This is a genomic window from uncultured Methylophaga sp. (assembly GCF_947259025.1).
GTDB lineage: Bacteria > Pseudomonadota > Gammaproteobacteria > Nitrosococcales > Methylophagaceae > Methylophaga.
In genome coordinates this window covers 81,887-95,468 of record NZ_CAMYKO010000002.1, presented here as the reverse complement: position 1 = coordinate 95,468, position 13,582 = coordinate 81,887, and the positions used below count along the sequence as shown (strand labels likewise).

The following is a 13,582-nucleotide window of genomic DNA, read 5'->3' as shown; positions in this document are numbered from 1 at the left end:
GCAGTCGGTGTTCCGGATTAGGGTCGAAAAAACAGCAAATTATAGCAGATCCTCGACCAGTCAGTGCCGTTGTCAGTACAGCCGCATGCCGACTTTAATGATGTTATCGCCTTCTACTTCCTTGACCACCCAGTGAATGCCGTGCCAGTGGACATCATCGCCTACCACTGGGTGACCGCCCACGCGGCGGGAGATAAACTCGCCCAGGGTCAGATGCTGCTGACGACCACTGACTGTCAGCCCGTACGCCTTGGCAACCTCAATCAGCGGCGCATCACCATTGAGCACAAAAGCGCCGAAGAAGGCCTGTTGGGCTTTAGCCAGTTTGGTTTCACCATTAAAGATCAGGTTGAGTTGCTCCAGATCCTCTTCGCGGCTGATCACGCACAACACATCACCGATACGCAGCCGGGTATTGCCCTTGGGGTGCAGCATTACCCGGCCGCGGAACAGGCCCGAAATCAGCGCGCCTGACGGGAACTGCAACAGTTGAATAGGCTGATCGTCAAGGCTGGGGTTTTCCACCTTGTAGACATACATTTCGTAATCATTTTCTGGCAGGATCCCCAGCGAACCGCGTTGCTGCGGCGCCACGCCTTTGGGGACCTGAATCCGCATCAGTCTTGCCATCGGTGACAGGGTTCCGCCCTGAATCAATAAAGATAACAGCACCACGGCAAAAGCCACGTTGAAATACAGACTGGCATTTTCCACACCGCCAATCACCGGAAAAATCGCCAAGACAATGGGCACCGCACCGCGCAGTCCGACCCAGGAAATAAAGCCCAGCTCACGCTTACGGAATTTAAAAAACGGGGTAATGGTCAGCAGCACCGCCAGCGGTCTGGCAATAAAAATCAAAGCCAGCGCGATAAGTAAGGATGGCAGCGCAAACTGCAGCATTTCACTGGGGGTCACCAATAAACCCAGCACCAGGAACAAGCCAATCTGACTGAGCCAGGCCAGACCGTCATGCACGGGCAGAATATGCTGCACATGGCGGCCCGGATGATTACCGATCAACAAACCGCACAGATAAATCGCCAGGAAACCACTACCACCGATAAAACTGGCCAGACCAAAGCTGGAAAAGCCCATGGCCAGTGCCAGCAAAGAATACAGGGCCGGTGCCAGTTCCACTTTGCTGAGCATCCTTGTGGTCAACCAACCCCCGGCCAGACCGACCGCAATGCCCAGACCAAACTGCTGGAAGAAAAATACCACCGAGTCCAGCGGTGTCTGAAAGTCGCCCACCAGCATTTCAATCAACAGCAGCGTCAGGAAGATCGCCATCGGATCATTGGTACCGGACTCAATTTCCAGGGTGGCGGCCACCCGCTCATTGATATTGATGCCCTGACCGCGCAGCATGGAAAACACCGCAGCGGCATCCGTTGAACCGACAATGGCCCCTATCAGCAGGCCTTCCAGCAAGCTGAGTTCAAACACCCAAGTGGCGATCAGGCCGACGATGCCACTGGTGACAAACACGCCCAGTGTCGCCATAGATAAAGCCGGTTTGAAGCCGACACGGAAGGTTTTCAGCCGCGTGCGCAGTCCACCATCCAGCAGAATCATCGCCAGCGCCAGGTGACCAATCAGAAAAGCTTTCGAATAGTCATCAAACTGAATGCCCAGCAGTCCGTCTTCACCGGCAAGCATGCCCAGCGCCAGGAAGATAATCAGCAGCGGCAAACCAAACAACGAAGACAGGCGGCTGGCCAGAATGCTGAGCGCGATCAGAAAACCGCTTAACAAAAATAAAGTATTAATCGAATCCATAGACAACCAGTCAGAAACCTGTTTTCAGATTATTATAACCACCACGAAAACCGGGGCTCGCGGCTAATAGGCAGAATTCCTGTCGCTGTTGCTCAAACCAAACTCACCGCGCTCTTCCAGTGTGAGGTAGGGTAGCAGTCCGCCAACATCAAACTTGGCTTTAAAACGATAGCCAAGATTTTCTTGCCGTCTCGACAACAATTGATTGAGAAGACGGGCGCTGCCCAGCAAATCAGGGACGGCATTAATGGTGAACTCGGCAGTACCATAGCCCGGTAGTTCGGGCAGATTGGGTTCAGCGCCGCTGAGCACACGCTGATCTTCAACTTCAAGGCTGTAACTCATACCCTGCAACGGCAGCGCTTTGCGGTTAGGGTTCACCACCCGCAACCCAATCAGGAAAGTGGGTGTGGCGCCGGTCGTTCCGGGGGCCACACTGAAAGAGGTAATACTGACCTGCGGTTTTTCATAACTCGACCAGAGACTGGCACAGGCTGATAAGGCCATCAGCATCAATACCAGCAACAGTCTTTTGAAATAAGGCATAAGGGGCTCTCTGTTAAACATGGCGCTCAGTTTAGCAAGTTGCCAGGATTGGCGGCATGATCGATATCAATTTCCTGATGACATAAAAAAACGCGGCATACCCAACGGGCATGCCGCGCTTTCAATAGAAGGTGATCAGCAGGTATTAACTACTCATCAAGTACATCCTCTTCGCCCATTTCGTGAGCGGGATGGGGTGCGTTAGCTGCGTCTTCAGCCTCTTCAAGGTTTTCCTTGTAATCCTCTTTCAGCTTTTTTTCACCTTCTGCAGCCTGATTTTCAGCTTCGCCCATTTCGTGGGCGGGATGCTCGCTGCCTTTATGCTCATCGGCATTGTGATGTTCTGCCAATGCTGGCGTCATCGCGAACAGCAGCGAAACCAGTAGTGTCATTAAGCTTTGTTTCAACATGTTTCCTCCTTGTTTGATGGCTCAAACATGATAATTTGCACCTAATTATTTTCTGGTGCTGTCGAGTTCGAGTTCACTCTAACGAAATGGTTCGACCTGTTCAAACACGTTAAAATTAATATTTTTACATTTTAAATCATATACTTAACTTTTAATTTAGGCTTCACTCAGGATTATACTGACAATTCCCGTGACAGCCTTCCTCCCGTATCAGGAAATGGCCTGCTCCAGTTGCTCAACATCATTAGCATCGCTGGTAATCACCCGGTTGACGCCGTTAATCAAGGCCTTGATCGCCGCCGTGGTGATATTTTTATCCTGGCCCACACCGAAAACCGTGGCTTTATCGCCGACTTTGACCTCAACATAACTCACAGCAGCGGCGTCAGAACCAGCGCTCATACCGTGTTCATGATAATCCGCCACCGTCACTTCCTGTCCGAGATGTTCGCTAATCCCTTTGGCAGCAGCATCAAGCGGCCCATTGCCGTGGCCCCCTAACTCCAGGCGCTGACCGTCATGTTCAATCACCATTCTGGTCACCACATCACTGGTTTCCTCATCAATCACATGACTGCTCAGGTAGCGATAAGGCGCCTGCACCTGCAAGTAAGAAGCTTCAAACAGACTGACAATATTGGCTGAATCAACTTCCTTACTGGTGGCATCACTGACTTTCTGCACGATTTTGCTGAACTCAATCTGCAAACGGCGCGGCAATTCAAAGCCCGCGGACTGCTGCAACAGGAAACTGACCCCGCCCTTACCGGACTGGCTGTTGACCCGCACCACAGCATCGTAGCTACGGTTCAGATCAGCAGGGTCGATGGGCAAATAAGGCACCTGCCAGTGACTGGCCTCATTCTGCACCGCAAAGCCTTTCTTGATGGCATCCTGATGCGAGCCGGAGAAGGCGGTAAACACCAGTTCACCGGCATAGGGATGACGCGGGTGGACCGGCAACTGCGTAGTTTCCTCGTACATTTGGCGGATCTGATCGATCTGGGTGAAATCCAGGCCCGGATCAATGCCCTGTGAGTACAGGTTCAATGCCAGGGTGACCAGATCGACATTACCGGTACGCTCGCCATTACCAAACAGGCAACCTTCCACCCGGTCGGCTCCCGCCATCACCGCCAGTTCAGCAGCCGCCACGGCGGTGCCACGGTCATTATGTGGATGCACACTCAGAATAATGCTGTCGCGATTATTGAGGTTGCGGTGCATCCATTCGATCTGGTCGGCATAGGTATTGGGCGTCGACATTTCCACCGTAGCCGGCAGGTTCAGGATCATTTTCTGCTCCGGCGTCGGCTGCCATATAGCCGACACCGCATCACAGACCTCTCTGGCAAACTCGACTTCGGTGCTGGAAAAGACTTCCGGTGAATACTGGTAGACCCACTCGGTGTCCGGCTGTTTGGCCGTCATCTCTTTCACCCAGCGCGTGCCACGCTCGGCAATGGCTTTCACGCCGGCTTTGTCAGTCCGATAGACCACTTCACGGAATGTCGGTGATACCGGGTTATACATATGCAGGATTGCGCGGCGTGCCCCTTTCAATGATTCAACGGTGCGGGCAATCAGGTCTTCCCGCGCCTGAGTCAGCACTTCAATGGTGACGTCATCCGGAATGCGGTTTTCTTCAATCAGGCGACGCACCACGGTGAAGTCAGTATCAGAAGCCGATGGGAAACCTACTTCAATTTCTTTAAAGCCGATACGCACCAGCTCATCGAAATAACGCAGCTTGGTGTCCACCGACATCGGGTCAATCAGCGCCTGATTACCATCACGCAGATCGGTGCTCATCCAGGTGGGTGGCTTATCCAGCACGGCATTGGGCCACTGCCGAACGGGCAGTTGGATAGGCTCAAAGCGGCGATATTTCTGAGCGGGATGGCTAATCATTGCTGACTCCTGACAATAAATAAATATGGCTAGCTGATAACTTTGGCGATTCACTGACCATTCCAGCCGGGTTAACTGGAGGCTGACGAGCATCGACCATCACTTTTGATGATGTGGGACCACTCGTGCCAGCGAGAGCTTATGGCTCGTCCGCTGCCGGTTTCAGCTATGAACAATAGTATAGAGAGGTTGCAACAGAATTAAATTGCCAATATTGCATTAAAATCTTTCTTAAAGGCATTTTATTGCCACAAGTAACCATTTAATGGAATAATATGCTTCATTAAATAATTATGGAGAAAGGTCATGTCAGATAAGCTGGATCGCTATGACCATGCCATCCTCGATATCCTGCAGAAAAACGGCCGTATTACCAACCAGGAACTGGCGGAGGCGATCAAGTTGTCGCCCTCCCCCACGCTGCGCCGGGTTCGGCAGATGGAAGAAGATGGACTGATCGATGGCTATGTGGCATTGCTCAATGCCAAAAAGCTGGGCCTGACGCTGATGGCATTTATCGGCATCAGCATGGACAAACATATTCCCGAACGCTTTGAAAAACTGGAATCGACGCTGGCCGGTTACCCGGAAGTGCTGGAATGTCACTTGATCACCGGCCAGGATGCCGACTATCTGCTCAAAGTGATCGTCCGTGATATGGACGCTTATCAGCAGTTTCTGCTCAATAAGCTGACGCGGATCGAGGGCGTGACCGGCGTGCATACCTCGTTTGTGATGAAGTCACCGATTCATTCAACGGCATTGCCGGTCAGCTAGACTCGGCTTTTTGCCGGATCTGCTGCCACATACCGGCCACAAAAAACAGCAAGGCAATCCAGACCAGAACAAAGGTCACCAGCCGTTCCTGCGGGAAGTGTTCATTAAGCACATACACCCCGATCAGAAACTGAATCGTCGGGTTGATATACATAATAAAACCGACTATCGACAGGTTGATCCGTCGCGTTGCCATCGCAAACAGCACCAAAGGCAATGCGGTCAGAAACCCTGAGAAAATCAGCAGCAGCGTGGTTGAGTTATTCAGACCAAACCCCATATCAGGATCAGCCGTGATGCTTTGCCAGGCCACAAAGCCCAGCGCCATCGGCAGTAACCAGAGGGTTTCAATGGTCAGCCCATTGAGCCCATCAATCGGGTGCACCTTGCGCACCAGACCATAAAAAGCAAAGGCAAAAGCCAGCACCACGCCCACCCAGGGCAAAGCGCCGAAACTCCACAACTCCCACAACACCGCAACCGCCGCCAGGACACCGGCCCAGGCCTGTAAGGGGTGCAGGGATTCTTTCAGGATCAGCCGCCCCATCAGCAAACTGACCACCGGCATAATAAAGTAGCCCAGACTGGCTTCAAGCACCCGGTGATTGCCCACCGCCCAGATATACACCAGCCAGTTAACCGCGATGAGTAACGATGACACACCCAGCCAGATTAGCGTGTTCTTATCCTGCAGGGCTTTCACCAGCAAACGCCCTCGTTGCAGCAACAAGCCCAGCGATAAGGTGGCCACCAGCGACCAGATGATCCGGTGCGACAATACCTCCACCGGAGACACATGGTTCAGGTAGCTGAAAAACAGTGGGAAGATGCCCCAGATGGAGTAGGCCAGAACGGCCAGGGCCAGACCTTGCATAGATATCCTGCGATTTTTAAACGGCTAGTTTAGCAATATTAGCCGTCGTTATCGTTGCTGATGCCATCCCACTGATAACGGCGCAGGCTAACTGTATCGCCCTCAAACGCAATCCCCTCCTGCTGTAGACGGCCGCGCTGAATCTGATAAGCCTCGCTGCCGGGTGGAAAGGCAATCTGACCTTTTGCGTTTATCACGCGCTGCCAGGGCAATAATGTGCCGGGAGGCAATTGCTTTAATACGCTGCCGACATAGCGGGCGTAGCCGGGATAACCGCAAAGTCTGGCAATTTGGCCATACGTCGCGACTTTTCCTCGCGAAATTGCCGCAATTAGCTGCCAGATCATGGCTTTTAATTCTTCACAAGCCATCTCAGCCAACTTCTATCAGTAACAAATGACCAGCCAGGCCGATAAAAATACCCCCCGCCAGGCGGTGAATATTTTTCTCAAACAAAGGCGAACGTCTGAGAAAATCCGAGACCCTGCCGGCCAGCAAGGCCATGGTGCCGAAAACCACGATGGTCGCGACAATAAATAAAGCGCCGAGAAAAATGATCTGCCCGGTCACCTGCCCGGACTCCTCCACGATAAACTGGGGCAAAAATGCTAGGAAAAACAGCGTGACCTTGGGATTGGTGATGTTCATGATAATGCCGCGACGGTATGACCAGAACAGACTGGGCTGATGATCAGCCTCATTGCTGTCCATCACCGATGAGGTCGTCAATGCCTGCCAAGACAAGTACAACAAATAAGCAGCGCCCACAGTTTTTAAAGCGGTGAAAGCCCAGTCCGAAGTCTGAAACAGAATGGCGATGCCCAGCGCCACCGCGGTGGTGTGCACCAGCAGGCCGGTGCATAAGCCCATCACGACCGCCAGACCAGCCTCCCGGCCTCGCATCATTGAATGGGTCATTACAAAAATATTATCCGGCCCCGGCGCCAAAGCCAGTATCACTGAAGCGACGAAAAAACCGATCAGGGTGTCTAAGCCCATATTGCAATCCTGTCAGGCTGATTTTCCAATCATCTCGATATGCTGCATGATAATGAATCATCCGTCTAAGACAGTATTGCATGACACAGACCTTATCGATCAGCATCGGTCAGCACAGCCGCGCAGGACGCAAGCCCGTCAACCAGGATCATTATGGCCTCTATATCCCTGGTGGCAGCGAGTTATTAACCAAAGGTATTGTGGCCGCCATAGCCGATGGCATCAGTAGCAGCGACGTCAGTCAGCAGGCGAGCAGCACTGCCATTGCCAGTTTTATTGATGACTATTACGCCACCCCCAATTCCTGGTCGGTGAATACCGCCGCCAGTCGCGTGCTGCAATCCATTAATGCCTGGCTATACGGTCTGAGCCGTAACAGTGCATACCGCTACGAACCGGATAAGGGCTATATCTGCACCTTCAGCGGCCTGGTGTTGAAGGCCGACAAGGCGCACCTGTTTCATGCCGGAGACAGCCGCATCTACCGGGTTTCTAACCCGGCACTGGAAGCACTCACCACCGATCATCGGCAATCTGATAACGAACAGGACAGCTACCTGACCCGGGCCATGGGCCTGGAACAGCAGCTACGCTGTGACTGCCGGACTATTGAGACTCAGGTCGGGGACACCTTTTTGCTGACCACGGATGGTGTTTATGATTTTGTAAGCCCCGAGCAAATCAGCGATGTGATTCATGCTCAACCGGATAATCTCCAGGCTGCGGCAGAGCAGTTAATTGAAATAGCTTTGAATGCTGGCAGTGATGACAACCTAACTGTGCAGATCATTCGTATTGAGCAATTGCCGGCTCAAGGCGAGGCACAATTACAGTCAGAAGCGGCACAACTGCCGCTGCCACCGGCCCTGGAACCGGGCATGCTATTTGACGGCTTTGATATTATCCGCCAGCTTTATGCCAGCAGCCGCAGCCATGTATTTCTGGCAAAAGACCGGGATAGCGACGAGTTGGTCGCGCTCAAAACCCTGTCCACCGACCTGGAAGACGACCCTGAGGCCATCGATCGTTTTCTGATGGAAGACTGGATCGCGCATCGGCTGGATAACGTGCACTGTCTTAAAGCTATTGATAACGGTCGCCAGCGGCAGTATCTCTATACCGTTACTGAATATATTGAAGGGCAGACGCTGACCCAGTGGATGCACGACAACCCCGAGCCGAGCCTGGATGAAGTGCGGCGCATTGTCGAGCAAATCGGCCACGGCCTTCAGGCCATGCACCGCAAGGAAATGATTCATCAGGACATTCGTCCCGACAATATCCTGCTTGATAAATCCGGCACGGTGAAAATTTTAGATTTCGGTTCGACCCGGATTGCCGGCATCGCTGAACTCGGTGCCGAAACCCAGCTGATTCTGGGCACCGCCCAGTTCACCGCGCCCGAGTACTTTCTCGGCTACGAAGGCACCAATCAATCCGATATCTTTTCTTTGGGCGTATTGACCTATCACCTGTTAACCCATGCCCTGCCCTATGGCACCAAAGTCTCCAGCGCCTACAATGTTGCTGCCCAGCGCAAGCTGAGCTATCAGTCATTGCTTGGCGAGGACCTCAAAATTCCGTTCTGGGTCGATGACACCCTCCGCAAAGCCGTGCATGTGCAGCCACACCGACGTTACCAGGAGGTGGCCGAGTTTGTTTATGATCTGAGCCATCCCAATAAAGCCTTTGTGAATAAGGCCCGACCGCCATTGATGGAGCGCAATCCGGTTCTGTTCTGGCAATGCATTTCCCTGTTGTTGCTGGCGGCATTGATTTATCAGCAGCTTGCCTGACATTCATCACATCAGTTAAGCAGGAATAGCGCCGCGCAGGGAACTAAGCCAGTGTTTTTTATTGTCATTATCTGACACCACAGATAGAGGAGCCATCTGATGTCAGCATCCTGCAAAAGCCGCTTTTCTGCCGTTTTTCTCACGCTGATTTTGTCTTTCAGCGTGAACCTCAAAGCTGAAAATAAAGCTGCGGCCTTACCCGGTCTGCTGGAATTCCAGGAGTGGACCGTGCCCTGGCAAGATACCCGACCTCGTGATCCCTATATGGCCCCGGACGGAACGGTCTGGTTTGTGGGTCAGGTCGGCAACTATGTCGGCAAGCTCGATCCGGAAAGCGGAGAGATGAAAAAGTTTGATATCCCCGGTGCCGGCCCGCATACCGTGGTGGTCAGTGACAACGGCACGCCTTGGTATGCCGGTAACAAGGACAAACATATCGGCAAAATGAATCCGGAAAACGGTGAAGTCACCCTGTTTACCATGCCTGAGGGCATTGATGATCCGCACACAATGGGCTGGACCTCAGAGGGCAATCTCTGGTTTACCGCGCAGTGGTCTAACTATATTGCCAAACTCAACACCGAGACCGGTATTGTAGAAAAAGTCACTTTACCCCGCAAAAATATGCGCCCCTATGGCCTCGTGGTCGGGCCCGATGACAGACCCTGGATCGCATTTATGGGTGACAATGCCATCGGCACGGTCAACCCAGAGACGATGAAACTGGATGTGATTGAAACGCCAACTGAAGACAGTCTGATCCGCCGCATCGGTATGACTTCAGATGGCCGCATCTGGTGGGGAGATAATGCTTTGGGGCATGTGGGCGTTTATGACCCACAGCAACAAACCATGCAGGAGTGGTCAACACCAGGCGGTGAAGGGGCAGGTATCTATGCTATGGCTGTCGATAACAAAGACCGAATCTGGTACGTGGAAACCGGCCTGCAACCCAATCGTTTTGTGGGTTTTGACAGCCACAGCGAGCAGTTTATTTCGATTGATGCCGTGCCCTCAGGCGGCATTACTATCCGGCATATGGTGTTTGATCCGGACAGCAATGCTATCTGGTTTGCCACCGACGCCAACACGGTGGGTAAAGCCGTCGTGCCCGACTAATCTAAACTGATGCTCCCGCCAGCGGCGGGAGCCCAGTCCAGATTTTTGCTGATTTTCCGATGCCTGCCAGGCGGATAAATCAGCAAATCACTGACATTACTTGCATTTTATCTGATAGCCGTCTGCTACCCGATCGAAATTAAATTCGGTGTCACTGTTTTTCTTTTGGTAGTGCAAGGCATCACCCTCAATGCTGAGATCGACATAAGTGGTATCAACCCCTTCCCCTTGCGGCGCCTGTTTTTTGCCGTTCATGTCTTCCATCGACATCATGGTCTCAACCAGCTCACCGTTTTTGAACTGCCACTCACCGATTTCTTTCTGTACCCAGGACAAATCTTCGCCGTTGCATACCAGAAACAAGGCGGCATATTTCTGGTTATCCATACGCCGGGTCAGCCATTTCATGGTTTCACCGTCCTGTTGTCGTTCGCTGTACCAAGTGCCCACCAGCTCTTCGCTGTCAGGAGCGGCCTGAACCGACGCAGCTAACAGCAGGCCGGTGACAGTAGCCAGAAAAATTTGATGAGTTAAGCGCATGATGACCTCGACTTGTATGACTAATAATTTGAATTATCGCGACATTTGAGGCGGCCGGGCAGGCCACAGCAAGTCGCAAATGTCTGCCCACACTATGCTGGTTTAGAGGGGCTCACAAGCACTCACAGTTATAGTCGGGAGAAAATCCCAAGCATGCTCCTATCCAGCGCAGTCCAACACAAATATCGGCTTTTTGCGCTGTCCGAATACAAGCAGAAAAGATTTATTCAAAAAAATAATGGCTGTTGTCTGTGATAGCTGCAGGCCGAATAAAAACAAGACGCTGCGGTCAGGTATCCACTAACAGGGAAGCGATCAGGACAAGCCCGGACGCACCAGCGTTACAAGTAAATACTTGCTGTGGTTCCAGAAATCGTTTTGGGGGATGAAAGGCACCAGGCTTGAACATTGGCGAGCGGAGCAAAGGGCTGTTTTGAACGGGTAGATTTGTCATCTTAACACTAATTTTCCGCTTTGGAAGCGGCATTTTGGCGGCCCGCATTTTGGCTACAAGAAATTCTGCTGCCAACCCTTTCCAAGGGGTATTTGTTTGATCATAATCGACTCAGGCACCGTGACAATCAACAAGAGGACTTCTTGCAGATGATTAAGAGACCCGCCGCCGGCAGACGCCTGTTCGTTCTGGACACCAATGTGCTGATGCACGACCCCACTGCCCTGTTCCGCTTTGATGAGCACGATGTGTATTTACCCATGGTGGTACTGGAGGAGTTGGATCGCGGCAAAAAAGGTTTATCCGAAGTCTCACGTAACGTACGCCAAGTCAGTCGCTTTCTTGATGAGCTGCTGTTACAGGCCATAGACAACGAGGCCATCAATAACGGCATTCCCCTGCCCAGCGTTAATAATGGCGATATGCCGCAGGCCAGTGGTCGTCTGTTTTTTCAGACCACACAAATGAAACATGAAATCCCCAAGGAGCTGCCCAGCCACCAGGGGGATAATGCGATTCTGGGCGTGGCCATTGCCCTTAAGCAAACAGTCACTGATGCCACTGTGATTCTGGTTTCCAAGGATATCAATCTGCGCATCAAGGCCACCGTGTTGGGACTCTGCGCCGAAGACTACTACAACGATAAAGTGCTGGATGATGTCGATTTGCTCTATCGCGGCTCGGCTGAACTGGCTGCCGATTTCTGGGATGATTTGAACCGGCTGGAGTCCTGGACTGCTGACGGCCAGACCTTTTACCAGGTAGAAGGCGACGTAGTGAAAGACTGGTATCCCAACCAACTGATTTATTCACCGGGCGAGAACAACACCATCGAGGCCGCTGTGCGATCGGTCAGTGAGTCCAGTGCCGACATCCAACTGGTGCAGGATTATCGCAAGGAAAACCACGCCATCTGGGGCATCACCGCGCGCAACCGCGAGCAGAACTTTGCCCTCAACCTGCTGATGGACCCGGATATTGATTTTGTCACCCTGCTGGGTCAGGCCGGTACCGGCAAAACCCTGCTGACACTGGCCGCCGCGCTGACCCAGACCGTTGAACACAAGCGCTACAGCGAAATCATTATGACCCGGGTCACGGTGCCTGTAGGCGAAGATATCGGCTTTCTGCCCGGCACCGAGGAAGAAAAAATGACGCCGTGGATGGGCGCGTTGATGGACAACCTGGAAGTGCTCAATAAAACCGAAGGCGGTGAGTGGGGCCGTCAGGCTACCAATGATTTGCTGCAACGCTGGATCAAGATCCGCTCTTTGAATTTTATGCGTGGCCGCACCTTCCTCAACCGCTTTATTATTATCGATGAGGCGCAGAACCTGACCTCCAAGCAGATGAAAACGCTGATCACCCGCGCCGGCCCCGGCACCAAGATTGTCTGCCTGGGTAATATTGCGCAGATCGATACGCCTTACCTGAGTGAGACGACCTCGGGTCTGACCTATGTCGTTGACCACTTTAAGTACTGGCAGCACAGCGGTCACATCACCCTGATGCGCGGTGAGCGCTCGAGACTGGCTGACTTTGCTTCCGAGCATCTCTAGCAGCAATGATGTACAGCGATGAACAATGGCTCCCTGCCTGAGGTGAGGCCTGATCCTTGTTGTGTTTTACTGCAGGGAATGCTGGCAAACCGGTCTGAACATGATATAAAGAAGGTTGTCCCTGAGTTCCCACGCCAGGGGGAAATAATAATGACGATAGAAATCGGACAGGCATGATGCACTACGCAGGTTCAGACAGGCGCGAATTTTTTCGCATAAACGACACGGTTGTTGTTGACTACAAGGTCATCGAAAAGCAACAGGTTGCTCAAGCGGCCGATCGGGTGGCACGGGCATCAGTGGATGATGAAACCAACGAAAAAGCGCAGCTGCGTGCGATCCAGAATGCTTTTAGTCATCTGGTAGACCAAATCAATCATCATGATCGCGAAGTGGCTCGTGCACTGCGCATGCTGGATGACAAAATCAATCTGGTTTCACAGAGTATGCAGCGCTACAACAACCCGATTAATCCGGACGATCTGACCGAAGCCAACCTGAGTGGCGGCGGTATTGCCTTTATGGTCGATGAAGCTGTCCCTATTCGTGATCATGTCGAGCTGCACCTGCAACTGTTGCCCACGGCCAACACCATTCATGCACTCGCCACGGTGATTTCCTGTGAGCGTCTGATGGGCGCCAGCCCCGACAAGCCCTACCATCTGCGTATGGTTTTTACCCATATGGATGAGCAGGACCGCAACCAACTGGTCAAACACACCCTCAACCGTCAGGCAGAAATGCTGCGTGGCGGTGTCGCTAATGAAAGCATGAGTCTGCGCGAGTTTTAACTCTGCACCCGTTTGCCGGGTTTG

The 13,582-nt window shown here is 52.5% G+C and carries 13 protein-coding genes; 5 read left to right on the top strand and 8 right to left on the bottom strand.

Features of this window, described 5'->3' with window-relative positions; translation table 11 throughout:
• Window positions 1–72: 72 nt before the first annotated feature.
• The 4 genes from Q0X64_RS01620 to leuA form a co-directional block, all read right to left on the bottom strand.
• Complete coding sequence (locus Q0X64_RS01620) at window positions 73–1,782, bottom strand: potassium/proton antiporter (protein ID WP_297808141.1); 1,710 nt, start codon at window positions 1,780–1,782, stop codon at window positions 73–75.
• A gap of 63 nt (window positions 1,783–1,845) precedes the next feature.
• On the bottom strand, window positions 1,846–2,328 hold the full coding sequence (locus Q0X64_RS01615; protein WP_297808138.1) for an LEA type 2 family protein: 483 nt from the start codon (window positions 2,326–2,328) through the stop codon (window positions 1,846–1,848).
• Between the two features lie 149 nt (window positions 2,329–2,477).
• Window positions 2,478–2,738 carry a hypothetical protein gene (locus tag Q0X64_RS01610; RefSeq protein ID WP_297808135.1) on the bottom strand — a complete coding sequence of 87 codons (261 nt, stop codon included), beginning with the start codon at window positions 2,736–2,738 and terminating at the stop codon, window positions 2,478–2,480.
• Between the two features lie 210 nt (window positions 2,739–2,948).
• Window positions 2,949–4,649, bottom strand: coding sequence for a 2-isopropylmalate synthase (gene leuA, locus Q0X64_RS01605; RefSeq protein ID WP_297808132.1), 1,701 nt, complete (start codon window positions 4,647–4,649; stop codon window positions 2,949–2,951).
• 306 nt (window positions 4,650–4,955) lie between these two features.
• Between leuA and Q0X64_RS01600 the strand changes: the two genes are divergently transcribed.
• A complete protein-coding gene (locus tag Q0X64_RS01600) occupies window positions 4,956–5,426 on the top strand; it encodes an Lrp/AsnC family transcriptional regulator (protein ID WP_297808129.1) in 471 nt (156 codons plus the stop codon).
• Here the strand turns inward: Q0X64_RS01600 and rarD are convergent.
• The 3 genes from rarD to Q0X64_RS01585 are packed head-to-tail and all read right to left on the bottom strand — an operon-like array spanning window position 5,419 to window position 7,299.
• Entirely contained in the window at window positions 5,419–6,300 is an 882-nt protein-coding gene (gene rarD / locus Q0X64_RS01595) for an EamA family transporter RarD (protein WP_297808126.1), read from the bottom strand. The two genes, Q0X64_RS01600 and rarD, sit on opposite strands and share 8 nt — an antisense overlap.
• A 38-nt stretch (window positions 6,301–6,338) precedes the next feature.
• Entirely contained in the window at window positions 6,339–6,647 is a 309-nt protein-coding gene (locus tag Q0X64_RS01590) for an MGMT family protein (RefSeq protein ID WP_297808123.1), read from the bottom strand.
• Window positions 6,648–6,672: 25 nt separating this feature from the next.
• Window positions 6,673–7,299, bottom strand: a complete 627-nt coding sequence (locus tag Q0X64_RS01585) for a LysE family translocator (RefSeq protein ID WP_297808121.1) — start codon at window positions 7,297–7,299, stop codon at window positions 6,673–6,675.
• Window positions 7,300–7,379: 80 nt separating this feature from the next.
• On the opposite strand from Q0X64_RS01585, the gene Q0X64_RS01580 reads away from it, so the two are divergent.
• A complete protein-coding gene (locus Q0X64_RS01580) occupies window positions 7,380–9,095 on the top strand; it encodes a bifunctional protein-serine/threonine kinase/phosphatase (RefSeq protein ID WP_297808118.1) in 1,716 nt (571 codons plus the stop codon).
• A 99-nt stretch (window positions 9,096–9,194) separates the two neighbouring features.
• Window positions 9,195–10,214 (top strand): lyase, encoded by a 1,020-nt coding sequence (locus Q0X64_RS01575; RefSeq protein WP_297808115.1) that lies wholly within the window; start codon window positions 9,195–9,197, stop codon window positions 10,212–10,214.
• Between the two features lie 96 nt (window positions 10,215–10,310).
• Here the strand turns inward: Q0X64_RS01575 and Q0X64_RS01570 are convergent, their stop codons facing one another.
• Window positions 10,311–10,754 carry a hypothetical protein gene (locus Q0X64_RS01570; RefSeq protein WP_297808112.1) on the bottom strand — a complete coding sequence of 148 codons (444 nt, stop codon included), beginning with the start codon at window positions 10,752–10,754 and terminating at the stop codon, window positions 10,311–10,313.
• Window positions 10,755–11,357: 603 nt separating this feature from the next.
• Between Q0X64_RS01570 and Q0X64_RS01565 the strand changes: the two genes are divergently transcribed.
• Together Q0X64_RS01565 and Q0X64_RS01560 are read left to right on the top strand one after the other, a co-directional pair.
• Entirely contained in the window at window positions 11,358–12,767 is a 1,410-nt protein-coding gene (locus Q0X64_RS01565) for a PhoH family protein (RefSeq protein ID WP_297808109.1), read from the top strand.
• Window positions 12,768–12,940: 173 nt separating this feature from the next.
• On the top strand, window positions 12,941–13,558 hold the full coding sequence (locus Q0X64_RS01560) for a PilZ domain-containing protein (protein ID WP_297808107.1): 618 nt from the start codon (window positions 12,941–12,943) through the stop codon (window positions 13,556–13,558).
• Window positions 13,559–13,582: the final 24 nt, after the last annotated feature.

Coding starts and splice junctions, on each gene's coding strand:
- Q0X64_RS01620 (WP_297808141.1), bottom strand. CDS start 1,782: ATGGATTCGATTAATACTTTATTTTTGTTAAGCGGTTTTCTGATCGCG.
- Q0X64_RS01615 (WP_297808138.1), bottom strand. CDS start 2,328: ATGCCTTATTTCAAAAGACTGTTGCTGGTATTGATGCTGATGGCCTTA.
- Q0X64_RS01610 (WP_297808135.1), bottom strand. CDS start 2,738: ATGTTGAAACAAAGCTTAATGACACTACTGGTTTCGCTGCTGTTCGCG.
- leuA (WP_297808132.1), bottom strand. CDS start 4,649: ATGATTAGCCATCCCGCTCAGAAATATCGCCGCTTTGAGCCTATCCAA.
- Q0X64_RS01600 (WP_297808129.1), top strand. CDS start 4,956: ATGTCAGATAAGCTGGATCGCTATGACCATGCCATCCTCGATATCCTG.
- rarD (WP_297808126.1), bottom strand. CDS start 6,300: ATGCAAGGTCTGGCCCTGGCCGTTCTGGCCTACTCCATCTGGGGCATC.
- Q0X64_RS01590 (WP_297808123.1), bottom strand. CDS start 6,647: ATGATCTGGCAGCTAATTGCGGCAATTTCGCGAGGAAAAGTCGCGACG.
- Q0X64_RS01585 (WP_297808121.1), bottom strand. CDS start 7,299: ATGGGCTTAGACACCCTGATCGGTTTTTTCGTCGCTTCAGTGATACTG.
- Q0X64_RS01580 (WP_297808118.1), top strand. CDS start 7,380: ATGACACAGACCTTATCGATCAGCATCGGTCAGCACAGCCGCGCAGGA.
- Q0X64_RS01575 (WP_297808115.1), top strand. CDS start 9,195: ATGTCAGCATCCTGCAAAAGCCGCTTTTCTGCCGTTTTTCTCACGCTG.
- Q0X64_RS01570 (WP_297808112.1), bottom strand. CDS start 10,754: ATGCGCTTAACTCATCAAATTTTTCTGGCTACTGTCACCGGCCTGCTG.
- Q0X64_RS01565 (WP_297808109.1), top strand. CDS start 11,358: ATGATTAAGAGACCCGCCGCCGGCAGACGCCTGTTCGTTCTGGACACC.
- Q0X64_RS01560 (WP_297808107.1), top strand. CDS start 12,941: ATGATGCACTACGCAGGTTCAGACAGGCGCGAATTTTTTCGCATAAAC.